17 protein-coding genes and 1 tRNA gene are annotated in these 23,373 nt (G+C 65.4%); 14 read left to right on the top strand and 4 right to left on the bottom strand.

Features of this window, described 5'->3' with window-relative positions; translation table 11 throughout:
• Nucleotides 1-326 precede the first annotated feature (326 nt).
• Nucleotides 327-1,088, bottom strand: coding sequence for a TIGR00730 family Rossman fold protein (locus WK25_RS22000; protein ID WP_040139357.1), 762 nt, complete (start codon nucleotides 1,086-1,088; stop codon nucleotides 327-329).
• A gap of 1 nt (nucleotide 1,089) precedes the next feature.
• On the opposite strand from WK25_RS22000, the gene polA reads away from it, so the two are divergent.
• The 3 genes from polA to WK25_RS22015 all read left to right on the top strand — a co-directional run bounded on the left by polA (nucleotide 1,090) and on the right by WK25_RS22015 (nucleotide 6,748).
• Nucleotides 1,090-3,843 carry a DNA polymerase I gene (polA, locus tag WK25_RS22005; protein ID WP_069242735.1) on the top strand — a complete coding sequence of 918 codons (2,754 nt, stop codon included), beginning with the start codon at nucleotides 1,090-1,092 and terminating at the stop codon, nucleotides 3,841-3,843.
• Nucleotides 3,844-4,131: 288 nt separating this feature from the next.
• A complete protein-coding gene (locus WK25_RS22010) occupies nucleotides 4,132-5,466 on the top strand; it encodes an NAD(P)/FAD-dependent oxidoreductase (protein ID WP_069242736.1) in 1,335 nt (444 codons plus the stop codon).
• A gap of 406 nt (nucleotides 5,467-5,872) precedes the next feature.
• A complete protein-coding gene (locus WK25_RS22015; protein WP_059545302.1) occupies nucleotides 5,873-6,748 on the top strand; it encodes a dienelactone hydrolase family protein in 876 nt (291 codons plus the stop codon).
• Between the two features lie 67 nt (nucleotides 6,749-6,815).
• Here WK25_RS22015 and WK25_RS22020 read toward each other — a convergent pair whose 3' ends face one another.
• Nucleotides 6,816-7,685, bottom strand: coding sequence for a sulfurtransferase (locus WK25_RS22020; RefSeq protein ID WP_069242737.1), 870 nt, complete (start codon nucleotides 7,683-7,685; stop codon nucleotides 6,816-6,818).
• 117 nt (nucleotides 7,686-7,802) lie between these two features.
• The gene (locus WK25_RS22025; protein ID WP_040139362.1) at nucleotides 7,803-8,909 is read right to left on the bottom strand and encodes an aromatic ring-hydroxylating oxygenase subunit alpha; all 1,107 of its coding nucleotides are present in this window, start codon (nucleotides 8,907-8,909) and stop codon (nucleotides 7,803-7,805) included.
• A gap of 271 nt (nucleotides 8,910-9,180) precedes the next feature.
• Here WK25_RS22025 and WK25_RS22030 point away from each other — a divergent pair, with 271 nt between their 5' ends.
• The 4 genes from WK25_RS22030 to folE2 all read left to right on the top strand — a co-directional run bounded on the left by WK25_RS22030 (nucleotide 9,181) and on the right by folE2 (nucleotide 13,307).
• Nucleotides 9,181-9,474 (top strand): exodeoxyribonuclease VII small subunit, encoded by a 294-nt coding sequence (locus WK25_RS22030; protein ID WP_069242738.1) that lies wholly within the window; start codon nucleotides 9,181-9,183, stop codon nucleotides 9,472-9,474.
• Entirely contained in the window at nucleotides 9,471-10,355 is an 885-nt protein-coding gene (locus WK25_RS22035) for a polyprenyl synthetase family protein (RefSeq protein ID WP_040139364.1), read from the top strand. Before WK25_RS22030 ends, WK25_RS22035 begins: the two co-directional genes overlap by 4 nt.
• An 81-nt stretch (nucleotides 10,356-10,436) precedes the next feature.
• A complete protein-coding gene (gene dxs, locus WK25_RS22040) occupies nucleotides 10,437-12,341 on the top strand; it encodes a 1-deoxy-D-xylulose-5-phosphate synthase (protein ID WP_069242739.1) in 1,905 nt (634 codons plus the stop codon).
• Nucleotides 12,342-12,497: 156 nt separating this feature from the next.
• Nucleotides 12,498-13,307: a GTP cyclohydrolase FolE2 gene (gene folE2, locus WK25_RS22045; RefSeq protein ID WP_040141007.1), complete on the top strand. Its 810-nt coding sequence runs from the start codon at nucleotides 12,498-12,500 to the stop codon at nucleotides 13,305-13,307.
• A gap of 166 nt (nucleotides 13,308-13,473) precedes the next feature.
• Here folE2 and tsaD read toward each other — a convergent pair whose 3' ends face one another.
• Entirely contained in the window at nucleotides 13,474-14,514 is a 1,041-nt protein-coding gene (tsaD, locus tag WK25_RS22050) for a tRNA (adenosine(37)-N6)-threonylcarbamoyltransferase complex transferase subunit TsaD (RefSeq protein WP_040139366.1), read from the bottom strand.
• Nucleotides 14,515-14,635: 121 nt separating this feature from the next.
• Here tsaD and WK25_RS22055 point away from each other — a divergent pair, with 121 nt between their 5' ends.
• The 7 genes from WK25_RS22055 (at nucleotide 14,636) to WK25_RS22085 (ending at nucleotide 23,306) form a co-directional block, all read left to right on the top strand.
• Nucleotides 14,636-15,865, top strand: a complete 1,230-nt coding sequence (locus WK25_RS22055) for an NAD(P)/FAD-dependent oxidoreductase (protein ID WP_226209339.1) — start codon at nucleotides 14,636-14,638, stop codon at nucleotides 15,863-15,865.
• An 87-nt stretch (nucleotides 15,866-15,952) separates the two neighbouring features.
• Nucleotides 15,953-16,165 carry a 30S ribosomal protein S21 gene (rpsU, locus tag WK25_RS22060; RefSeq protein ID WP_006479415.1) on the top strand — a complete coding sequence of 71 codons (213 nt, stop codon included), beginning with the start codon at nucleotides 15,953-15,955 and terminating at the stop codon, nucleotides 16,163-16,165.
• Between the two features lie 192 nt (nucleotides 16,166-16,357).
• Nucleotides 16,358-16,804 (top strand): GatB/YqeY domain-containing protein, encoded by a 447-nt coding sequence (locus tag WK25_RS22065; protein ID WP_040139376.1) that lies wholly within the window; start codon nucleotides 16,358-16,360, stop codon nucleotides 16,802-16,804.
• A 70-nt stretch (nucleotides 16,805-16,874) separates the two neighbouring features.
• Entirely contained in the window at nucleotides 16,875-18,749 is a 1,875-nt protein-coding gene (dnaG, locus tag WK25_RS22070; RefSeq protein WP_069243495.1) for a DNA primase, read from the top strand.
• Between the two features lie 89 nt (nucleotides 18,750-18,838).
• Nucleotides 18,839-21,256 carry an RNA polymerase sigma factor RpoD gene (gene rpoD / locus WK25_RS22075; RefSeq protein ID WP_083253064.1) on the top strand — a complete coding sequence of 806 codons (2,418 nt, stop codon included), beginning with the start codon at nucleotides 18,839-18,841 and terminating at the stop codon, nucleotides 21,254-21,256.
• Nucleotides 21,257-21,394: 138 nt separating this feature from the next.
• Nucleotides 21,395-21,473: transfer RNA gene (locus WK25_RS22080), tRNA-Ile, on the top strand.
• Nucleotides 21,474-21,755: 282 nt separating this feature from the next.
• Nucleotides 21,756-23,306, top strand: a complete 1,551-nt coding sequence (locus WK25_RS22085; RefSeq protein WP_040139378.1) for a phospholipase D family protein — start codon at nucleotides 21,756-21,758, stop codon at nucleotides 23,304-23,306.
• Nucleotides 23,307-23,373 lie beyond the last annotated feature (67 nt).

The following is a 23,373-nucleotide window of genomic DNA, read 5'->3' on the forward strand; positions in this document are numbered from 1 at the left end:
TATCGCGGGGCGCCATGTCGACGAGATCAAGTGTGCGACGGCGACACGAAAAAAGCGATGCGAGTTTGTTACTGCGGATTGTCGCGACGCAAGCGGGGCCGATGAATCGCAGCCAGCACGATTTGACATTGACGCGTCGCGGGCGCGGAGCGTGGCAATCGCGTCATGCAATGCGGTCCGCCCGATTTGACATTCGGCGATGCGCGGGGGGCGCAGTGCGATTAATGCGGTGTTACAAATGATGCGCGGCAGGCGGCGCAATCGCCGGGCCTGCCGCGCGGGAAGCGAGAGGCCGGCCGTGAGGCCGGCCATCGACGTCGCTCGAATTACAGATAGAACATGCGGTCTTCTTCGGGCGGAGGCGGATGACCGTCGCCACCGTCGGAGCCTTCTTCCTCGCCGCTGTCCTCGTAGAAAGCGAGCACCGCGTCGAGCACTTGGTCGGGATCGTCGATCACCTGCATCAGGTCCATGTCTTCCGGATTGATGAGGCCGTTCGGAATCAGCTGGTCGCGGAACCATTGCAGCAGCCCCTTCCAGAACTCGCTGCCGACGAGGATGATCGGCACGAGGCGGGACTTCTTCGTCTGGATCAGCGTAAGCACTTCGGACAATTCGTCGAGCGTGCCGAAGCCGCCCGGCATCACGATCACTGCGTCGGAGTTCTTCACGAACGTGACCTTGCGCGTGAAGAAGTGGCGGAAGCGCAGCGAGATGTCCTGATAGTGGTTGCCGGCCTGCTCATGCGGCAGCTCGATGTTCAGGCCGACCGACGGCGCCTTGCCGGCGTGTGCGCCCTTGTTCGCCGCTTCCATGATGCCGGGGCCGCCGCCGGAGATCACCGCGAAGCCGGCGTCGGACAGCTTGCGGGCGATTTGGACCGCGAGCTTGTAGTGCGGCGTGTCAGGCTTCAGACGGGCAGAACCGTAGATGCTGACGGCCGGGCGGATCTCCGACAGGTACTCGGTCGCCTCGATAAACTCTGCCATAATCGTGAACATCTGCCACGATGCGCGCGCCTTCTTGGCCGTCGCGCGTTCTTGATCTGCGAGCGAACGCAGACTCGGAATCACTTTTCTCTTGTTCATAATGCCTGAAGAACGAAATCTGGAAGGTAAGACCCTGCTATTGGTTGACGGTTCGAGCTATCTGTATCGGGCTTACCATGCGATGCCTGATTTGCGTGGCCCTGGCGGGGAGCCGACCGGAGCGCTCTACGGAATCATCAACATGCTGCGCCGTATGCGCAAGGAAGTCAGTGCAGAGTATAGCGCTTGCGTGTTCGATGCAAAGGGCAAGACGTTCCGCGACGACCTTTATGCCGACTATAAGGCAAACCGTCCGTCGATGCCGCCCGATCTCGCGCTGCAGGTCGAGCCGATCCATGGCGCGGTACGCGCGCTCGGCTGGCCGCTGCTGATGGTCGACGGCGTCGAAGCCGACGACGTGATCGGTACGCTCGCGCGCGAAGCCGAGCGGCACGGGATGAACGTGATCGTGTCCACCGGCGACAAGGATCTTGCGCAACTCGTCACCGATCATGTCACGCTCGTGAACACGATGACGAACGAGACGCTCGATCGCGACGGCGTGATCGCGAAGTTCGGCGTGCCGCCGGAGCGGATCATCGACTATCTCGCGTTGATCGGCGACACCGTCGACAACGTGCCGGGCGTCGAGAAGTGCGGGCCGAAGACGGCCGTGAAGTGGCTGTCGCAGTACGAGAGCCTCGATGGCGTGATCGAGCACGCGGACGAGATCAAGGGCGTGGTCGGCGACAACCTGCGGCGCGCGCTCGATTTCCTGCCGCTCGGCCGCAAGCTCGTGACCGTCGACACGGCGTGCGATCTCGCGCCGCACCTCGAATCGATCGAAGCGTCGCTGAAGACGGACGGCGAAGCACGCGACCTGCTGCGCGACATCTTCGCGCGCTACGGCTTCAAGACGTGGCTGCGCGAAGTCGACAACGCACCTGCCGAGGGCGGCGGCGCCGATGCGCCGGAAGGCGATCCCGCGCCGGTGGTGGCGACGGACATCGTGCGCGAATACGACACGATCCAGACCTGGGAGCAGTTCGACGCGTGGTACGCCAAGATCGATGCGGCCGCACTGACCGCGTTCGACACCGAAACCACGTCGCTCGATCCGATGACCGCACGGCTCGTCGGCCTGTCGTTCGCGGTCGAGCCCGGCAAGGCTGCGTATCTGCCGGTCGCGCATCGCGGCCCCGACGCACCCGAGCAGCTGCCGTTCGACGACGTGCTCGCGCGCCTGAAGCCGTGGCTCGAATCGGCCGATCGCAAGAAGGTCGGCCAGCATCTGAAGTACGACGCGCAGGTGCTCGCAAACTACGACATCGCGCTGAACGGCATCGAACACGACACGCTGCTCGAATCGTATGTGCTCGAATCGCACCGCACGCACGACATGGACAGCCTCGCGCTGCGTCATCTCGGCGTGAAGACGATCAAGTACGAAGACGTGGCCGGCAAGGGCGCGAAGCAGATCGGCTTCGACGAGGTCGCGCTCGATCAGGCCGCTGCCTATGCGGCCGAAGACGCGGACATCACGCTGCAGCTGCATCACGCGATGTATCCGCAGGTCGCGCGCGAACCGGGCCTCGAGCGCGTGTACCGCGAGATCGAGATGCCGGTGGCGCTCGTGCTGCGCAAGATGGAGCGCACTGGCGTGCTGATCGACGACGCGCTGCTGCACGCGCAAAGCAACGAGATCGCGACGCGGCTCATCGAGCTCGAGAGCCAGGCGTATGAACTGGCCGGCGGCGAGTTCAATCTCGGCTCGCCGAAGCAGATCGGGCAAATCTTCTTCGAGAAGCTGCAGTTGCCGGTCGTGAAGAAGACGCCGAGCGGCGCGCCGTCCACCGACGAGGAAGTGCTGCAGAAGCTCGCCGAGGATTACCCGCTGCCGAAGCTGCTGCTCGAGCATCGCGGGCTGTCGAAGCTGAAATCGACGTACACCGACAAGCTGCCGCGCATGGTCAATCCGGCAACGGGCCGCGTGCACACGAATTACGCGCAGGCCGTCGCGGTCACGGGCCGGCTTGCATCGAACGACCCCAATCTTCAGAACATTCCGGTGCGCACGGCCGAAGGGCGGCGAATCCGCGAAGCATTCATCGCATCGCCGGGCCACCGGATCGTGTCGGCCGACTATTCGCAGATCGAACTGCGGATCATGGCGCACATCTCCGGTGACGCGTCGCTGCTGCGCGCGTTCGCGCAGGGCGAGGACATCCACCGCGCGACGGCCGCCGAAGTGTTCGGCGTGACGCCGCTGGAAGTGAACGCCGACCAGCGCCGGATCGCGAAGGTGATCAACTTCGGGCTGATCTACGGGATGAGCGCTTTTGGCCTCGCGTCGAACCTCGGCATTACGCGCGATGCGGCGAAACTCTATATCGACCGCTATTTCGCGCGCTACCCCGGCGTCGCGCAATACATGGAAGACACGCGCACCGCCGCGAAAGACAAGGGCTACGTCGAAACCGTTTTCGGCCGCCGCCTGTGGCTGCCGGAGATCAACGGCGGCAACGGGCCGCGCCGTCAGGCCGCCGAGCGCGCGGCGATCAACGCACCGATGCAGGGCACCGCGGCCGACCTGATCAAGCTGTCGATGATCGCGGTGGACGACTGGCTCACGCGCGACCGGCTCGCGTCGCGGATGATCATGCAGGTGCACGACGAACTGGTGCTCGAGGTGCCCGACGACGAACTGTCTCTCGTGCGCGAGAAGCTGCCGGAAATGATGTGCGGCGTCGCCAAGCTGAAGGTGCCGCTGGTTGCCGAGGTGGGTGCCGGCGCGAATTGGGAAGAGGCGCACTGACGCGCGCTGCGCGGTTTCCCGATTCCCGTTTCCCCGCGGCATATTGTTGCAGGGATGCCGAATATCGAGATGGTTTGCTTGTCGTCAACGTGCAAGCTCCCGGACAATGCAAGTCAGTCGGGTCGTCGTCGCGGGGGCGCTGCGCGCTGCGTTCCCGAGTCGGTCGCATCGAAGCGTTTCGAACTGCACATCGATGATGTCCGAACCGGTTAATCCAGCGGGCGGCGCGAACGCATCGCGTCTGCATCGTCCGGCGGCAGCAGTTTCGAATCGCAAAGGGGGAATCAGATGCATCGGATCATCATCGTAGGCGGAGGCGCGGGCGGCCTGGAACTGGCGACGCGGCTCGGCGACCGTTACGGTGCGCGCGACAATCGTCCCGCGCGTGCGCTGGTCACACTCGTCGACCGCAATCCGACCCACATCTGGAAGCCGCTGCTGCACGAAGTCGCGGCCGGCAGCATGGACCCGTTCACGCAGGAACTCGAATACGCGGCGCAGGCACGCTGGCACGGCTTCGAGTTTCAGCAGGGCGAACTCACCACGCTCGACCGCGCGGCGAAGCGCATCACGCTGTCGCCGGTCAACGACAGCGACGGCGCGGAACTGTTGCCCGCGCGCAGCCTGGAATACGACACGCTGGTGATCGCGATCGGCAGCACGACGCATTTCTTCGGCGTGCAGGGCGCGGCCGAAAACGCGATCGCGCTCGATACGGTTGGCGAGGCCGAGCGCTTCCGCAAGCGTCTGATCGCTGCGTGCATGCGCGCCGAGCATCAGGCGCCGGTGGAGCCGGCGCCCGGTGCGGCAGCCGAACCGCGCATCCAGGTCGTGATCGTCGGCGGCGGTGCGACCGGTGTCGAATTGTCGGCGGAGCTGCGCAACACCGCGCAAGTGCTGTCCGTGTACGGGCTGCACAAGCTCGATCCGCGGCATGACGTCGGGATCGTGCTGATCGAATCCGGCCCGCGCATTCTCCCGGCGTTGCAGGAGCGCGTGTCGACTGCAACGGCCGACCTGCTCGAAAAACTCGGCGTGCGGCTGATGTTGTCGGAGCGCGTGACCGAGGTCGGGCCCGGTGTCGTACACACCGCGAGCGGCAAGGCAGTCCGCGCGGATCTCACGGTGTGGGCCGCCGGCATCAAGGCGCCGGCCGTGCTGTCTCACCTCGACGGCCTGCAGGTCAACAAGCTCGGTCAGCTCGACGTGCGGCGCACGCTGCAAACTTTCACCGACGACAACGTGTTCGCACTCGGCGACTGCGCAGCCTGCGCATGGCCGGGTAACGAACGCAACGTGCCGCCGCGCGCGCAGGCCGCACATCAGCAGGCGACTTTCCTGCTGAAGGCGATCGGCTGCCGGCTCGACGGCCGTCCGCTGCCGGAGTTCACGTATCGCGATTTCGGTTCGCTCGTGTCGCTGGGCCACTTCAGCGCGGTCGGCAACCTGATGGGCGGGCTCATCGGCGGCAACATGCTGATCGAAGGGCTGTTCGCGCGGTTCATGTACATGTCGCTGTATCGGCTGCACATCGCCGCGCTGCACGGCTATCCACGGATGATGCTCGATACGGTCGCGCACTGGCTGAGACGCACGACGTTGCCGCGCGTGAAGCTGCATTGACACCAGGCGGCCGATTGCACCGGGCGGGCAGAGGGCGCACACCGAGCGCTCTCTGCCCGTAGTCGATTCGGGCGCGCGATCCCTCTGCATGCCGACACGGCGGCGTTCGTTGCGCGCGGCTCTTCGTTTGATGCACACGCATTCGTTCGGGCAACGGTGCTTTCGTTCTGCCGCGAGTATGCGCGATGCAGCGCCTGACGACACGGAACGCGACGCGATCACACCTTCGTAATCGAGTCTTACACATCCGACAGTTGACGCGACAACGGATTATTGGGCATCTTGTCCGGGTTTTCGCGTGGCGGCGGAGTGCCGACCGCCGCGACATCCGCGCCGTTGGCCGGCGCGATGCCCCGTCAGGCCCGATCCGCGGCCGTGGCGGCGGCGCCAATCGAGGAGTGCATTCATGTTGAAACCCGAAGTCGACAGCCTGGTTCCCCACGTCCCGTTCTCGCGCCGCAAATTCATGCAGGCCGCGCTGGGCGGCACCTTCGCGGCGGCGGTGCTGCCCGTGTCGGCGCAGACGGTCACCACCGACAGCGCCGGGCTGGACGTCGACACCATCGAGATCCGCTCGGGCGACGCGAGCATCCCCGCGTACCGCGCGCAGCCGGTCGACAAGACGAACCTGCCGGTCGTCATCGTGATTCACGAAATCTTCGGCGTGCATGCGCATATCGCGGACGTGTGCCGCCGCTTCGCGAAGCTCGGCTATCTGGCGATCGCGCCCGACCTGTTCGCGCGGCAGGGCAATGCGGCGAAGTACCCGACGATGAAGGAACTGTACGACCACATCATCAGCAAGGTGCCGGACCGTCAGGTGACCGAGGATCTCGATGCGACCGTCGCATGGGCTGGCAAGAACGGCGGCGACCTGTCGCGTCTCGGCGTGACGGGATTCTGCTGGGGCGGGCGCCAGGCGTGGCTGTATGCGGAGCACAATCCGCATGTGCGGGCGGCCGTCGCGTGGTATGGGTTCGTCGAAGGCAAGACCGACGAGATGACGCCGTTCAATCCGGTCGACCACGCGTCGTTGTTGAAGGTGCCGGTGCTCGGGTTGTACGGCGAGAAGGATACGAACATCACGCAGGCATCGCTCGCCGACATGCGCAAGGCGATCCAGACGAGCGATTCACCGCTCGCGCGGCAGTCGGAGATCGTCGTGTATCCGGATGCCGGTCACGCATTCTTCGCCGACTATCGGCCGAGCTACGTGAAAGGCGATGCCGAGGACGGCTGGAAGCGCGCGATCGAGTGGTTTCACAAGTACGGTGTGATGTGAGCGACGAGCGGCGGCGCCGGCCGCCGCTTCATCGGCCGCGACATCGTCGTCGTGCCGCGTCGGTTGCTTATGGAGTCGGGCCGGTTGCGATCGGTCGCGACGGATCGGCGCTCCATTCGCTCCACGAGCCCGGATAAAGCGACGCGCCATGCAGCCCCGCGACCTCCAGTGCGAGCGCGTTGTGGCATGCGGTCACGCCCGACCCGCATTGCAGGATCACGTTGTTCGGCTCGGTGCCGGCCAGGAGCGCGGTGAATGTCTCGCGCAATTCATGGCCGGTCTTGAAGCGGCCGTCGGCGCTCAGGTTGTCCTTGAAGAAGCGGTTGCGCGCGCCGGGAATGTGGCCGCCGACGCGATCGATCGTTTCGTTTTCGCCGCGATAGCGATCGGGCGCGCGCGCATCGATCACGACGCGGCTCCCCGACGTCACGTTCGCGAGCACGGCTGCCGCGTCGACGGTCGATTCGAGCGGCGCCCCCGCGCGGAAGTCGCCCGCGGCCGGGTGCGGCACGTCCGTGGTCAGCGGCTGACCGGCCGCTTCCCATGCCTGCAGGCCGCCGTCGAGCACCGCGATGGAATCGTGCCCGAGCCACCGCAGCAGCCACCACAGCCGCGCCGCATAGGCGCCGCCTTGCGCGTCGTAGGCAACGACCTGCTGGCCCTGCTTGACGCCGCGGCTCGCCATCAGCGTCGCGAATGCGTCGCGCGTCGGCAGCGGGTGGCGGCCGTTGGTGCCGGTCTTGCGGCCGGACAGGTCACGGTCGAGATGAAGATACTGCGCGCCCGGAATATGGCCGGCTGCATAGGCGGCTTCGCCCGCGCCCGGATCGGCGAGGTCGAAGCGGCAATCGAATACGACGACGCTGCCCGGCGCCGCGGCCAGACGCTCCGCGAGATTCGCTGCGGAGATGAGCGTGGTGTAGTGGGTATGTGGCATGACGGCTCCCTGGAGTGCAAACGGCCCGATACTCCAAGTCTAAACAAAAAAAGACGGGCCGAAACCCGTCTTTTCATGTGCCCGATCCCGCGCGGCGCTGGTGCGCCGCATGCAGGATCAGAGATCGCCGAGCTGGCGGCGCAGGAACTCGTGGAAGTGCTGCATGCCGTCTTCCATCGGGCTCTGGTACGGGCCGACCTGCGATTCGCCGCGCGCCATCAGCGCCCGGCGGCCCGCGTCCATCCGCATCGCGATTTCGTCGTCCTCGACGGCCGTCTCCATATACGCGGCGCGCTCGGCCTCGACGAACTCGCGCTCGAACAGCGCGATTTCCTCGGGGTAATAGAACTCGACGATGTTGGTCGTCTTTTGCGGCCCGCGCGGGATCAGCCACGACACGACGAGCACGTGCGGATACCACTCGATCATCAGGCCCGGGTAATAGACCATCCAGATCGCGCCGAACTCCGGCGGTACGCCGTTGCGGAACTTGAGCACCTGCTCGTGCCATTTCTGGTAGGTCGCGCTGCCCGGTTTCGCGAGCGCGTTATGGACGCCGACCGTCTGCACGCTGTACCAGTCGCCGAACTCCCACTTGAGATCGTCGCACGACACGAAGCTGCCGAGGCCCGGGTGGAACGGGACGACGTGGTAATCCTCGAGGTACACCTCGATGAACGTCTTCCAGTTGTAATCGCACTCGTGCACTTCGACGTGATCGAACAAGTACTCGGAGAAATCGAAGTGATGCTTCGTGCCGAGGTTCGCGAGATCGCGCGCGACGTTGCGGCCTTCGGCCTCGAACAGCAACCCCTGCCAGTTCTGCAGCGGGCTCTTGCCGAGATTCAGGCACGGCTTGTCGGGGAAGTGGGGCGCGCCGAGCAGCTGGCCTTCCAGGTCGTACGTCCAGCGGTGCAGCGGACACACGATGTTCTGCGTGCGGCCGCGCCCGTTCAGCATGATCGCCTGGCGGTGACGGCACACGTTCGACAGCAGTTCGATCTGGTTCGCCTGATTGCGGACCAGCACGCGGCCTTCCTTTTCGGACGGCAGCGCAAAATAATCCCCCGCCTCGGGCACCATCAATTCGTGCCCGACGTAACGAGGTCCTTTCTTGAAGAGGGTTTCGATCTCGCGCTCAAGCAGCGCCTCATCGAAATATGCAGTGACTGGAAGCTGGCTGTGAGCCGACTTCAACTGAAGCGCATCGCTCAGATTGGACATTCCCACTCCCGGTGTTAGCGTGAAAGCAGTGAACAACCCAACCATCGAAAAATCGATTTAGGGAAACGGAGAATTATACCCGGTTCGCCCCGCAAGGCCAGGATTAAGTGCCTGATTTGTGTCAATTTTTTGTCGGGGTGCGACCGATGGGCGCACAATGTGTGCCTGGCAAGGGGCCGGAGCGCGGGGCAGGGTGCCCAAGTCGGCAGGTCGAAAATTTCTCTTTTGCCGTAGAATGTCCGACTTGTTTTGAAATTTGACACCCTCGTCCATGGCGAAAACCGCATCCCCAGGCGCCACCCCGCCCGGCAACGGCACCGAACCGTTGCCGGACAACTATGAAACGGCGCTCGCGGAACTCGAGACGCTGGTTGCCCGGATGGAAGGCGGCGCGTTGAGCCTCGAGGATTCGCTCGCCGCGTATCGCCGCGGTGCGACCCTCGTTGCGTTTTGCCAACAGCAGCTGGAGAAAGTGGAACGGCAGGTTCGCGTGCTCGACGGCGCGACGCTGAAGCCGCTGTCATCCGGAACGGCCGCCACGGACGGCGAAGACGACGATCTATGACATTCGAACAATGGATGCGGTCCGTGCTCGACCGTGTCGAGGACGCACTCGGCCGCTATTTGCCGGCCGACAACGTGGTGCCCACGCAACTCCACGAAGCGATGCGCTATGCGGTCCTCGGCGGCGGCAAGCGCGTTCGCCCGCTGCTGTGCCATGCAGCAGGCGAACTGACCGGCGCGACGGAGGCGGCGCGCAACGCGGCGGCGGCGGCGCTGGAGATGATCCACGTCTATTCGCTCGTGCATGACGACATGCCGTGCATGGACGACGACGCGTTGCGGCGCGGCAAGCCGACCGTGCACGTGCAGTACGACGAGCCGACGGCGCTGCTGGTCGGCGACGCGCTGCAGTCGCAGGCGTTCGTCGCGCTGACGGATGCCGCCGCGCTGTCGCCCGCACAGCAGGCCGCGCTCGTGCGCGAGCTGGCGCTGGCGAGCGGCTCGATCGGCATGGCCGGCGGGCAGGCGATCGACCTGGCGAGCGTCGGCCTCAAGCTGACGCGCGAGCAGCTCGAGACGATGCACCGGATGAAGACGGGCGCGCTGTTGCGCGCGGCCGTGCGGATGGGTGCGCTGGCGGGCGACACGCCGTCGGCGGAAGCGATGGCTGCACTCGACGTCTACGCGGGCGCCGTCGGTCTGGCGTTCCAGGTCGTCGACGACATTCTCGACGTCACGACGGATTCCGCCACGCTCGGCAAGACGGCCGGCAAGGACGCGGCGAACGACAAGCCGACCTACGTATCGATCCTCGGCCTCGACGCATCGCGCGAGCTCGCAGCACAGCTGCGCGCCGAAGCGCACGACGCGCTGAAACCGTTCGGCGCGCGCGCACAGCGTCTCGCCGAACTTGCCGACCTGGTGGTGAACCGGGTCAGCTGACGCGAAAGCCCGCCGCCGCGCACACGCTACGGTGCGTGCAACAGAATGCGGGCGCGTTTGATTTCCTACAATGGAACGACGATGTACGACTTGCTGAAAACCATCGACGACCCGGCGCATCTGCGCCGCCTCGATCGTCGCCAACTCCAACCGCTCGCGGATGAACTGCGCGCGTTCGTGCTCGACAGCGTGTCGAAGACGGGCGGCCATCTGTCGTCCAACCTCGGGACGGTCGAGCTGACGATCGCGTTGCACTACGTGTTCAACACGCCGAACGACCGGATCGTCTGGGATGTGGGTCACCAGACCTACCCGCACAAGATCCTGACGGGCCGCCGCGACCAGATGCACACGCTGCGCCAGTACGATGGCATCTCGGGTTTCCCGCGCCGCAGCGAGTCGGAATACGACACGTTCGGCACCGCGCACTCGAGCACGTCGATCTCGGCCGCGCTCGGCATGGCGATCGGCAGCCAGCTGAACGGCGACGACCGCTTCTCGATCGCGGTGATCGGCGACGGCGCGATGACGGCCGGCATGGCGTTCGAGGCGATGAACAACGCGGGCGTGTCGGAGGATGCGAAGCTGCTCGTGATCCTCAACGACAACGACATGTCGATTTCGCCGCCGGTCGGCGCGCTGAACCGCCATCTCGCGCGGCTGATGTCGGGCCGTTTCTACGCGGCCGCGCGCGCCGGCGTCGAGCGCGTGCTGAGCGTCGCGCCGCCGGTGCTCGAACTCGCGCGCAAGCTCGAGGAGCACGCAAAGGGCATGGTCGTGCCGGCCACGCTGTTCGAGGAGTTCGGCTTCAACTACATCGGCCCGATCGACGGTCACGATCTCGATTCGCTGATCCCGACGCTGCAGAACATCCGCGAGCTGCGCGGCCCGCAATTCCTGCACGTTGTGACGAAGAAAGGGCAGGGCTACAAGCTCGCCGAAGCCGATCCCGTGCTTTATCACGGCCCCGGCAAGTTCAATCCGGCCGAAGGCATCAAGCCGTCGGCCACCCCGGCGAAGAAGACGTACACGCAGGTGTTCGGCGAGTGGTTGTGCGATGAAGCCGAGCGCGATTCGCGCGTCGTCGGCATCACACCCGCGATGCGCGAAGGCTCGGGCATGGTCGAGTTCGAGAAGCGCTTCAAGGATCGCTACTACGACGTCGGCATCGCCGAGCAGCACGCCGTCACGTTCGCGGGCGGCCTCGCGACCGAAGGGCTGAAGCCTGTCGTCGCGATCTACTCGACGTTCCTCCAGCGTGCGTACGACCAGCTGATCCACGACGTCGCGCTGCAGAACCTGCCGGTCGTGTTCGCAATCGACCGCGCCGGCCTCGTCGGCGCCGATGGCGCGACGCATGCGGGTGCGTACGATCTCGCGTTCATGCGCTGCATCCCGAACATGACGATCATGGCGGCGTCCGACGAAAACGAATGCCGCCAAATGCTGCATACGGCGCTTCAGCAGCCGAACCCGACTGCGGTGCGTTACCCGCGCGGCGCGGGCACGGGCGTGGCGACGGTGAAGGAATTCACCGAGATCCCGCTCGGCAAGGGCGAAGTGCGTCGCCGTACCGCGCAGCCGGAAGGCAAGCGCGTTGCGATTCTCGCGTTCGGCACGATGGTCGCACCGTCGCTGGCCGCCGCCGACGAGCTCGACGCAACGGTCGCGAACATGTGCTTCGTGAAGCCCGTCGATGCGGCGCTCGTGCGCGAACTCGCGCAGACGCACGACTATCTCGTCACCGTCGAGGAAGGTTGCGTGATGGGCGGCGCGGGTTCTGCCTGCGTCGAAGCCCTGATGGAGAGTGGGGTTATCCGGCCCGTACTACAATTGGGCCTCCCTGACCAGTTCATCGATCACGGCGATCCCGCGAAGCTGCTGTCGCAATGCGGTCTCGACGGTGCAGGCATCGCGAAATCGATTCGCGAACGCTTCCTGAGCCCCGCGGCCGATGTCGCCGGTCAGGCGAAGCGCGTCGCATAAGCTGGCGCCGCCTCCGGGCGGCGTCGATGCGACTGGCGCAACCGGTCAACATTGATGCGGAAAACATGGGCCTGCGGGCCCATGTTGCTTTTCCGGCTGCCGCGTGACGCGGCGTGCGCGTCGTCGAACGCGCGGCTTACAAGGATTGAAAACAAGATGAACCAGATGAATCCCGCCTTCGTGATGCCCGACGTGCAGAGCACGGTGGATACCCGCCAGATTCCGATTCAGCGCGTGGGCGTGAAGGCGGTCCGGCATCCGTTGACGGTATGCACCGAAAGCGGCGACGTGCAGCCGAGCGTCGGCGTCTGGAACCTCGACGTGCGCCTGCCCGCCGATCAGAAGGGCACGCACATGTCGCGCTTCGTCGCGCTGCTCGAAGAGAACCGCGCGCCGCTGACCGTCGCGCGTTTTCGCGCGATGCTCGCGTCGATGCTGGAGAAGCTGGAGGCCGAAGCCGGCCGTATCGAGGTCACGTTCCCGTACTTCGTGAGCAAGACGGCGCCGGTATCGGGCGTGCAGAGCCTGCTCGACTACGAAGTGACGCTCGCGGGCGAGAGCCGCAACGGCGAAACGCGCGTATTCCTGAAGGTGCTCGTGCCGGTGACGAGCCTGTGCCCGTGCTCGAAGAAGATCTCGCAGTACGGCGCGCACAACCAGCGCTCGCACGTGACGATCGACGCCGAACTCGCGGCCGACCTGCCGGTCGAGGCGCTGATCCGCATCGCGGAAGAGGAAGCATCGTGCGAGCTGTGGGGCTTGCTCAAGCGTCCGGACGAGAAGTTCGTCACGGAGCGTGCATACGAAAACCCGAAGTTTGTCGAGGATCTCGTGCGCGACGTCGCGCAGCGTCTCGATGCTGACGAGCGCGTGGTCGCATACGTGCTCGAGGCCGAGAACTTCGAGTCGATTCACAATCACAGCGCGTATGCGCTGATCGAGCGGGACAAGCGACACGCCGCGTAACGTCGGGCGTGCACTGTGCTGCCCTGTGGCAGCGCCGTATTGCCGCTGCAATGAAAAAATGGCCGCTCGAATTTGAGCGGCCATTCTGTTTTTCGGACGAGGCTCGATCGGAGCGGTTCAGTGACTCAGCGACTCGGTGACTCGGCGCGACATCGCGCTGCGTGACTCAGCGCGCAAGCGACGCGAGATCCCAGCGCGGCTTGACCGTGAACGCGTAGTCGGCATTCGCCTGTTCAGGCCAGCGGCCAAGCCGCAGCGCGCCGGCGAGTGCGATCATCGCGCCGTTGTCGGTGCAGAGCGCAAGATCGGGATAGTGCACGTCGAACCCGCGTTTGACTGCGGCGGCCGACAGCGCCGCGCGCAACTGGCGGTTCGCGCCGACGCCGCCGGCCACCACCAGGCGCTTGAGCTTCGTCTTCTTCAGCGCGGCGAGCGATTTCGCGACGAGCACGTCGACGGCCGCGTCGACGAAGCCGCGCGCGAGGTCGGCCTTCGCGCGTTCGAGCGCTTCGCCTTCGAGCTTCGCCGCCTCGAACTTCTTCATCTGTGTGAGCACGGCCGTCTTCAGGCCGCTGAAGCTGAAATCGAGATCGCCCGAATGCAGCATCGGCCGTGGCAGCACGACCGCGCCCGGCGTGCCGGTTTCCGCAAGTTTCGAGACTTCCGGGCCACCCGGATAGCCGAGGCCGATCAGCTTCGCCGTCTTGTCGAACGCTTCGCCCGCCGCGTCGTCGAGCGTTTCGCCGAGCGTTTCGTACACGCCGACGTCGGTCACGCGCATCAACTGCGTATGGCCGCCCGATACCAGCAGTGCGATGAACGGGAACGGCGGCGGCTCGTCGACGAGCAGCGGCGACAGCAGATGGCCTTCGAGGTGATGGATGCCGACCGTCGGCTTGTTCCATGCGAGCGCGAGCGCGTTCGCGATGCTCGCGCCGACCAGCAGTGCACCGGCAAGGCCAGGGCCTTGCGTGAACGCGATCGCGTCGATGTCGTCGCGACGCGTGCCGCTTTGCGCCATCACTTCCTCGAGCAGCGGCAGCGCGCGGCGGATGTGGTCGCGCGAGGCGAGTTCGGGCACGACGCCGCCGTATTCGCGGTGCATCGCAATCTGCGAATGGAGCGCGTGCGCGAGCAGGCCGCGCTGCGTGTCGTAGAGCGCGAGGCCGGTTTCGTCGCAGGAGCTTTCGATGCCGAGAACGAGCATGGGTCGGGGCGGGGCGCGCCGGTTCGAGCGCGCCGAAGGAAGGTCAACGTAACCGGAAATTATATCAGCGGGGGGAGGTCGCCGCTGATGGCGGCGCCCGTCCGAGGGCCGGGCAGGTACAATCCGCGCCATGGAAACTTATGACATCGCCGTGATCGGCGCAGGCGCCGCCGGGATGATGAGCGCCGCGGTTGCCGGGCAACTTGGCCGCCGCGTGGTGTTGATCGACCACGCGCCGCGGCTCGCCGAGAAAATCCGCATCTCGGGCGGCGGCCGCTGCAATTTCACGAATCTTTACGCGGGCCCCGACAACTACCTGTCGTCGAATCCGCATTTCGCGCGCTCGGCGCTCGCACGCTACACGCCGCGCGATTTTCTCGGGCTGCTGAAGCGCCATCACGTCACGTGGCACGAAAAGCACAAGGGGCAGCTGTTCTGCGACCACGGCAGCGACGCGATCATCGACGTGCTGAAGCACGAATGCGATGCCGGCGGCATCGCGTGGCGCCGTCCGGTAGTCGTCGACGCGGTGCGGCATGCGCCGGCCGACGGCTTCACGCTCGACACCCGGCAGGCGGGGCCGATCCGCGCGCGCGCGCTGATCGTCGCGACCGGCGGCCTGTCGATCCCGAAGATCGGCGCGACCGACTTCGGCTATCGGCTCGCGAAGCAGTTCGGCCACAAGCTCGTCGACACGCGTCCGGCGCTTGTGCCGCTCACGTTCGCGCCGCAGGACTGGGCGCCGTTCGCGGCGCTGTCCGGCGTGTCGCTCGAAGTGCGCGTGTCGACCGGCGACCGCAGGCGCGGCGGCGAATTCGTCGAGGATCTGCTGCTGACGCATCGCGGCCTGTCGGGCCCGGGCATCCTGCAGATCTCCAGCTACTGGCAGCCCGGCGATCCGATCCGCGTCGACCTGCTGCCGCAGCGCGACGTCGTGGCCGACCTGCTCGACGCGAAGCGCACGTCGAAGCGGCAGATCGGCTCGCTGCTCGCGGACTGGGTGCCGTCGCGGCTCGCGCACGTATGGCTCGACGCGCATCGCGTCGCGGCCGATGCGCGGCTCGCGGACCTGCCCGACAAGACGCTGCGCCAGATCGGCGACGCGTTGTCCGGCTGGACGTTGACGCCGAACGGCACCGAAGGCTACAAGAAGGCCGAAGTGACGAAGGGCGGTGTCGACACGCGCGAACTGTCGTCGGCGACGATGATGAGTGCGCGGGTGCCGGGGCTGTTCTTCATCGGCGAGGCAGTGGACGTGACGGGCTGGCTCGGCGGCTACAACTTCCAGTGGGCGTGGGCTTCGGGCACGGCGGCGGGCCAGGCGGCCGCCGAGTTCGCGCGCGGGGGCTGACGCGCGGGTCGGCCGCCTCTTATGTCTTCACGCGGCGCTCTGCTATACTCGTAAGTCTTCCCTGCAAACCTTTATTCGTGTCGGATCATGACGATCATTCGCGTTAAAGAAAACGAGCCGTTCGAAGTCGCCATGCGTCGCTTCAAGCGCACGATCGAGAAGAACGGTCTGCTGACCGAGCTTCGTGCGCGGGAGTTCTACGAGAAGCCGACCGCCGAGCGCAAGCGCAAGAAGGCTGCTGCGGTGAAGCGTCATTACAAGCGCATCCGCAGCCAGACGTTGCCGAAGAAGCTGTACTGAACGATTGAGCGCCGCGCGGTTCGCTGAGCGGCGCACCGGCGCCCGCCGCACGATCGGCTTCGATCGGAGGCAAGCGTGCGAAGGCCGCCGATGCCGGATTCGAGCAACCCGCTTGAGACATAGTCCCAAGCGGGTTTTTGTGTTGACGTCCGTTCACGGGCGTCGAAGTCACGTTTTCATCCCGGGTGCAAGATGAGTTTGAAAGAGCAGATCAGCGAAGACATGAAGGCCGCGATGCGCGCGAAGGAAAGCGAGCGTCTGGCGACGATTCGCCTGCTGCTGGCCGCGATCAAGCAGCGCGAAGTCGACGATCGGGTGACCCTCGACGACGCCGGCATCACCGCCGTGATCGACAAGATGATCAAGCAGCGCAAGGATTCGATCAGCCAGTTCCAGGCTGCCGGCCGCGACGATCTCGTCGCGAAGGAGCAGGCCGAGCTGACCGTGCTTGGCGCGTACATGCCCGCGCAGCTGTCGGACGCCGAAGTGGCCGCCGAAGTCCAGGCCGCGGTCGCGGCAACGGGCGCGGCCGGCCCGCAGGACATGGGCAAGGTGATGGGCGTGCTGAAGGGCAAGCTCGCCGGCCGTGCCGACATGACGGCCGTTTCCGCGCAGGTCAAGGCCGCGCTGTCCAAGTAAAACCTGCTTTCCGGCGCGTCGCATGCGCGCGCCGGAGGCGTCGTATCGTCTCTTTTCGCTCGATCCCACGGTGATTCCGCATTCGTTCCTGCAGGATTTGCTGAACCGCGTCGATATCGTCGACGTGGTGGGCCGTTACGTGCAGCTCAAGAAGGGCGGCGCCAACTTCATGGGGTTGTGCCCGTTCCACAACGAAAAGAGCCCATCGTTCACCGTCAGCCCGACCAAGCAGTTCTATCACTGCTTCGGGTGCGGCGCGCACGGGACCGCGATCGGTTTTCTGATGGAGCATGCGGGGCTGACGTTCCCCGAGGCCGTGCAGGAACTCGCGCAGTCGGTCGGGCTGACGGTGCCGCACGAACCGTCGATGCGCGGCGGGGGCGCGGGCGGCGCGGGCGGCGATTATCCGGCGCCCGTGTCGAAATCGGTGGCGACCGCGCTGTCCGACGTGATGTCGGCCGCGTGCGATTACTACCGCAAGCAATTGCGCGGCGCGACGGTCGCGATCCAGTACCTGAAGAACCGGGGCCTGACCGGCGAGATCGCCGCGCGTTTCGGGCTCGGCTACGCGCCCGACGGCTGGCAGAACCTCGAAGCCGCGTTCCCCGACTACCGCGACGATTCGCTGGTCGAATCGGGGCTCGTGATCGTCAGCGAGAAGACCGACGGGCAAGGTGTCGCGCGGCGCTACGACCGGTTTCGCGAGCGAATCATGTTCCCGATCCGCAACGTGAAGGGGCAGGTGATCGGGTTCGGCGGCCGCGTGCTCGGCAGCGGCGAGCCGAAGTATCTGAACTCACCCGAAACGCCGCTGTTCAACAAGGGCAGCGAGTTGTACGGGCTGTTCGAGGCGCGGCTCGCGATCCGCGAGCGCAAGTACGTGCTGGTCGTCGAAGGCTACATGGACGTCGTCGCGCTCGCGCAGCTCGGCTTTCCGAACGCGGTCGCGACGCTCGGCACCGCGTGTACGCCGATCCACGTGCAAAAGCTGCTGCGGCAGACCGATACGGTCATTTTCAGCTTTGACGGCGACTCGGCCGGCCGGCGTGCGGCGCGCCGCGCACTCGAGGCGTGCCTGCCGCATGCGGCGGACAACCGGACGATCCGATTCCTTTTCCTGCCGCCCGAACACGATCCGGACAGCTACGTACGCGAATTCGGCGCGGAAGCGTTTTCCGAACAGGTCGAACGCGCGATGCCGCTGTCGCAATTTCTGTTGAACGAAGCAATTGCCGGCAAGGCGCTTGATCAGCCGGAAGGGCGCGCGAAGGCGCTGTTCGACGCGAAGCCGCTGCTGCAGGCGCTGCCGGCGAACGCTCTGCGCGCGCAGATCATGCACATGTTCGCCGACCGCCTCGACATTCCGTTCGAGGAGGTTGCGGCGCTGTGCGACGTCGATGCGCGCATTGCCGCGCCGGCGCGCCAGGCGCCCGCGCGCAGCGAGCGGCGGCGTGTGACGGACAGCGAAAAGCGGGCGTTGCGTACGCTGGTGATGCATCCGCGGATCGCGACGCAGCTCGACGACGATCAGCTTGCGACCCTGCGCGCGCTTCCGCGCATCGGGGAGCTGTTTGCCGAAGTCGTCGATCACGCGCGTGCGCTGGGCGACGGCGCGGAGTTCCGGCTGCTGTCGGATGTCCTGCGAACGTCATCGAACGCGGCGACTTACGAGGAAATCTTCCGCGAAATTCTGGACTATGATGAAAACGTCCGCGATTTGCTGTTACAGAATCCGGAAGACGAGTCGGTGTCCGAACGGCAGCGCGAGCAGGAACGGATCGCGGGGGAGGAACTGCAGGCGGCGGTGCTCAAGATGCGCTATGACGCCTGCTGCGACCGGCTCGACCGGCTCGCGCGGCAATCCACGTTTACACCCGAGGAACTGGCGGAATTGACGGAATTGAACCAGCAGCGAACCGACATGAAGCGTCGGCTCGGGCTGTAGGCGGCCGGGGCGCCGAGAGAGGGGCTCCCCAGCGTGCTATAATATAAGGTTTCCAGCGGTTTGTTTTCCAAGCAGAGGCGAGAATCGCGATGGCAAAGACGACAGGCGGAAAGAAAGCAACAGGCAAGGGCTCGACGGAGCCGACCAAAAAGGTCACAGCGGCCAAGTCTGCTTCTTCCACCAGGGCAACGTCTTCAGCCACGTCAGCCCCTGCAGGAAAGAAAACCGCGGCCGGCACTGCTCAGGCTGCGCCGGCGCCGGCAGCCAGATCAAGGGCTGCCGCGAGACCCGACTCCGGGCCGGCCAAGCCGGCGGCGAAGCGGGCAAGTGCGAAAAGCGCAAGGGACACGACTGCCGCCGCGGACGAAACGGCAGTACGTACTACTCATGCACCCACGGTTCAACCGGCTGTCGTCCAGCAGCCGCGAGTCGATATAGCCGGTACGGCGAACTCCATGACCAAAAAGCTGAACGAAGTATCCGTCGATGACGACGCAAATCAGAGCGACGAGCAGCCCGCAGCCGCGGCTGCTCCGGGCAAATCCAAGGTGCGCGATCGTCGCGCCAAGGAAAAGGCGCTGCTGAAGGAAGCGTTCGCGACGAGCACGCCCGGTACGGCCGAGGAGCTCGAAGAGCGCCGCGTGAAGCTGCGCGCGCTGATCAAGCTCGGCAAGGAGCGCGGCTTCCTCACGTATGCCGAAATCAACGACCACCTGCCGGACAACTTCACCGAAACCGAAGCCCTCGAGGGCATCATCGGCACGTTCAACGACATGGGCGTGGCGGTCTACGAGCAGGCGCCGGACGCGGAAACGCTGCTCCTGAACGACAACGCGCCGGCCGCGTCGTCGGACGATGAAGTCGAGGAAGAGGCGGAAGTCGCACTGTCGACCGTCGATTCGGAATTCGGCCGCACGACCGATCCGGTCCGGATGTACATGCGCGAGATGGGCACGGTCGAGCTGCTCACGCGCGAAGGCGAAATCGAGATCGCGAAGCGGATCGAAGACGGCCTGCGCCACATGGTGATGGCGATTTCCGCGTGCCCGACGACGATTGCCGACATCCTCGCGATGGCCGAGCGTGTCGCGAACGAAGAGATCCGTGTCGACGAGCTCGTCGACGGCCTGCTCGATCCGAATGCGGCGGATGCCGCGGACACCGACGGTTTCTCCGCGAAGGAGGCCGAAGCGATCGAGAACGAGGACGAGGAAGAAGAAGAGGAAGAGGAAGAAGAGGAAGAGGAGGACGATGACGGCGCCGCGCAGGCGTCGGCCAACGCCGCCCAGCTCGAAGCCCTCAAGCGCGCATCGCTCGAAAAGTTCGCGCAGATCAGCGAGTGGTTCGACAAGATGCGCCGCGCGTTCGAGAAGGAAGGCTACAAGTCGAAGTCCTACCTGAAGGCGCAGGAAACGATCCAGAGCGAGCTGATGACGATCCGCTTCACTGCGCGCACGGTCGAGCGTCTGTGCGACACGCTGCGTGCGCAAGTGGACGAAGTGCGTCAGGTCGAGCGTCAGATCCTGCACATCGTCGTCGACAAGTGCGGGATGCCGCGTTCGGAATTCATCGCGCGCTTCCCGGGCAGCGAGACGGATCTCGACTGGGCCGATAAGATCGCGGCCGAAGGTCATCCGTACAGCGCGGTCCTGTCGCGCAACATCCCGGCGATTCGCGAACAGCAACAGCGTTTGCTCGACCTGCAGGCGCGCGTCGTGCTGCCGCTGAAGGACCTGAAGGAAACCAACCGTCAGATGGCGGCCGGCGAACTGAAGGCGCGCCAGGCGAAGCGTGAAATGACCGAGGCCAACCTGCGTCTCGTGATCTCGATCGCGAAGAAGTACACGAACCGTGGCCTGCAGTTCCTCGACCTGATTCAGGAAGGCAACATCGGCCTGATGAAGGCGGTGGACAAGTTCGAATACCGTCGCGGCTACAAGTTCTCGACCTATGCGACGTGGTGGATCCGCCAGGCCATCACGCGTTCGATCGCGGACCAGGCGCGCACGATCCGCATTCCGGTTCACATGATCGAGACGATCAACAAGATGAACCGCATCTCGCGGCAGATCCTGCAGGAAACCGGTCTCGAGCCGGATCCGGCAACGCTCGCCGAGAAGATGGAGATGCCGGAAGACAAGATCCGCAAGATCATGAAGATCGCGAAGGAACCGATCTCGATGGAAACGCCGATCGGCGACGACGACGATTCCCATCTCGGCGACTTCATCGAGGACAACAACACGGTCGCGCCGGCGGATGCGGCGTTGCATGCGAGCATGCGTGACGTCGTGAAGGACGTGCTCGATTCGCTGACGCCGCGCGAGGCGAAGGTGCTGCGGATGCGCTTCGGCATCGAGATGAGCACGGACCACACGCTCGAGGAAGTCGGCAAGCAGTTCGACGTCACCCGCGAGCGGATCCGTCAGATCGAGGCGAAGGCGCTGCGCAAGCTGCGTCACCCGAGCCGTTCCGACAAGCTGAAGTCGTTCCTCGAAGGGAACTGATTTCCCGCGTCTCACCTGCGAACGCCGCCGGTGTCCATGCGATGCCGGTGGCGTTTGTGCTCTTGATCCTCTTTGTTGTTACAATGCAGGCCCGGCTTCATTGCCGGCGCAGCGCGTAACACGCGGTGCTACCCATTTGGGCCCCTAGCTCATGCTTGGTTAGAGCAGCGAACTCATAATTCGTTGGTGCCGGGTTCGACTCCCGGGGGGCCCACCAGATTCGCTTCCACGGTCGTTCGAGGAAGCCGCCAAACCCGCGATGCCGCAAGGCTTCGCGGGTTTTTTCTTTGGCGCGCCGCATGATGTCGTATCGCCGCCACCGGGGAATCACGCCGCACGTGCTGTCCCGATATCAATCGAAGTATGCTGTAGTGCGTTCGGGTATCCGCGATCGAGATCGGCGTCCGTCGACCGCGCGAACCGACGCCAGGCGCCGCGCTTCGCGCGGCCGCCAGAACAAACACAAACCGACTTCGCCCGACAGCGAGGGGCGTCCATCATGACCATGCTGCGTTCGTGGAGTGCGATTCTGTCGTTGCTGATGCTTGCCGCATGTGCGAGCCTGCCGCCACAGACCGATCGCGTGCCGACGCATGCGTACACCGACACCGCGAACACCCGCCTCGGGCTCGCGTTCCGTCGGCAGGCCGATGCTCATCCGGGGCAGGACGCGTTTCATCTGCTGCGCGATCCGGTCGACGCGCTCGATGCGCGCGTGCTGCTCGCCGATCGCGCGGACCGCTCGCTGGACCTGCAGTACTACATCTGGCACGACGACCTGACCGGACACGAACTCGCGGACGCGGTGATGCGCGCGGCCGACCGCGGCGTGCGCGTGCGCGTGCTGCTCGACGATCTGGGTACGAACGCGGACGACCGAAAGCTGCTCGAGATCAGCTCGCATCCGAACATCGAGATCCGGCTGTTCAATCCGGTCGCGACGCGCAGCTTCAAGAAGATCGGCACGGTGTTCGAGTTCTCGCGCGTGAACCGGCGCATGCACAACAAGGCGATGATCGCGGACAATCAGGCCGCGATCGTCGGGGGCCGCAATATCGGCGACGAATACTTCGGCGCGTCGTCGATGCTCGAATTCGGCGATCTCGACGTGGTCGTGCACGGCCCCGTCGTGAACGACATCTCGACCGAGTTCGATACGTTCTGGAACTCGCCGTATGCGTTTTCGATCAGCGCGCTCGTCGGCCACGACGCGCCGCCGGGCGGCCTCGATCGCGAGCGGGAACGGTTGCGCGACTACCTGCGCGCGATGGAGGACAATCCGTACGTGCTCGAGGCGCACCAGCGGCTCGGGCAGATCATCCATGGCCAGGGTACGGACCTGTCGTGGGGGCATGCGACGGTGCTCTACGACGATCCGGCGAAGATCGCGCGCGCACCGAAGGACAGTGAAGGGCACCTGATGCCGCAATTGCGCGCGCTCGCGCTGCGACCCGAGCAGGAACTGCTGATCGTGTCGCCGTATTTCGTGCCCGGCAGCGAGATGATCGAGCGGCTGCGTGCGCTGACCGCGCGCGGCGTGCGCGTGACGATCCTGACCAACTCGCTCGCATCCACCGACGTCGCAGCCGTGCATGCCGGTTACCGGCGCTACCGGCGCGAACTCGTCGACGCCGGCGTGCGGCTCTACGAGCGGCGGCCGTCCGGCGACCGGAGCATCTCGAAGCAGGTCATCATCGGGTCGTCGCGCGCGTCGCTGCACGCGAAGACATACGTATTCGATCGCAAGAGCATCTTCATCGGCTCGATGAATCTCGATCCGCGCTCGCTGAATCTGAACACCGAGATCGGCGTCTATTGCGAGAGCCCGGCGATCGCATCCGAGGTCGCGAACGATCTCGAGCCGCGGCTCGATCGAATCGCGTGGCGCGTCGAGGCTCGGACCGATCCGCCCGGGAACGGACAGCTCAAGTGGATTCAGACCGACGACAACGGCAACGTGACCGAACTCGATCACGAGCCGGAGGTGTCGCCGGCGCGGCGCATCGAGGTCTGGTTTCTCGGCCTGTTCCCGATCGAATCGCAGCTCTGACCTCTGCAGGCCGCGACGGCCGCGCACGCGGTTCCGGACGTGCGCACCTTCTTGCCCGGAACCGCCC

The organism is Burkholderia latens, assembly GCF_001718795.1.
GTDB classification, from domain to species: Bacteria; Pseudomonadota; Gammaproteobacteria; order Burkholderiales; family Burkholderiaceae; genus Burkholderia; species Burkholderia latens_A.

What these genes read in the sequence shown, in the direction of transcription:
- WK25_RS22000 (WP_040139357.1), bottom strand. Translation starts at nt 1,088, where the DNA reads ATGAACAAGAGAAAAGTGATTCCGAGTCTGCGTTCGCTCGCAGATCAA.
- polA (WP_069242735.1), top strand. Translation starts at nt 1,090, where the DNA reads ATGCCTGAAGAACGAAATCTGGAAGGTAAGACCCTGCTATTGGTTGAC.
- WK25_RS22010 (WP_069242736.1), top strand. Translation starts at nt 4,132, where the DNA reads ATGCATCGGATCATCATCGTAGGCGGAGGCGCGGGCGGCCTGGAACTG.
- WK25_RS22015 (WP_059545302.1), top strand. Translation starts at nt 5,873, where the DNA reads ATGTTGAAACCCGAAGTCGACAGCCTGGTTCCCCACGTCCCGTTCTCG.
- WK25_RS22020 (WP_069242737.1), bottom strand. Translation starts at nt 7,685, where the DNA reads ATGCCACATACCCACTACACCACGCTCATCTCCGCAGCGAATCTCGCG.
- WK25_RS22025 (WP_040139362.1), bottom strand. Translation starts at nt 8,909, where the DNA reads ATGTCCAATCTGAGCGATGCGCTTCAGTTGAAGTCGGCTCACAGCCAG.
- WK25_RS22030 (WP_069242738.1), top strand. Translation starts at nt 9,181, where the DNA reads ATGGCGAAAACCGCATCCCCAGGCGCCACCCCGCCCGGCAACGGCACC.
- WK25_RS22035 (WP_040139364.1), top strand. Translation starts at nt 9,471, where the DNA reads ATGACATTCGAACAATGGATGCGGTCCGTGCTCGACCGTGTCGAGGAC.
- dxs (WP_069242739.1), top strand. Translation starts at nt 10,437, where the DNA reads ATGTACGACTTGCTGAAAACCATCGACGACCCGGCGCATCTGCGCCGC.
- folE2 (WP_040141007.1), top strand. Translation starts at nt 12,498, where the DNA reads ATGAACCAGATGAATCCCGCCTTCGTGATGCCCGACGTGCAGAGCACG.
- tsaD (WP_040139366.1), bottom strand. Translation starts at nt 14,514, where the DNA reads ATGCTCGTTCTCGGCATCGAAAGCTCCTGCGACGAAACCGGCCTCGCG.
- rpsU (WP_006479415.1), top strand. Translation starts at nt 15,953, where the DNA reads ATGACGATCATTCGCGTTAAAGAAAACGAGCCGTTCGAAGTCGCCATG.
- WK25_RS22065 (WP_040139376.1), top strand. Translation starts at nt 16,358, where the DNA reads ATGAGTTTGAAAGAGCAGATCAGCGAAGACATGAAGGCCGCGATGCGC.
- rpoD (WP_083253064.1), top strand. Translation starts at nt 18,839, where the DNA reads ATGGCAAAGACGACAGGCGGAAAGAAAGCAACAGGCAAGGGCTCGACG.
- WK25_RS22085 (WP_040139378.1), top strand. Translation starts at nt 21,756, where the DNA reads ATGACCATGCTGCGTTCGTGGAGTGCGATTCTGTCGTTGCTGATGCTT.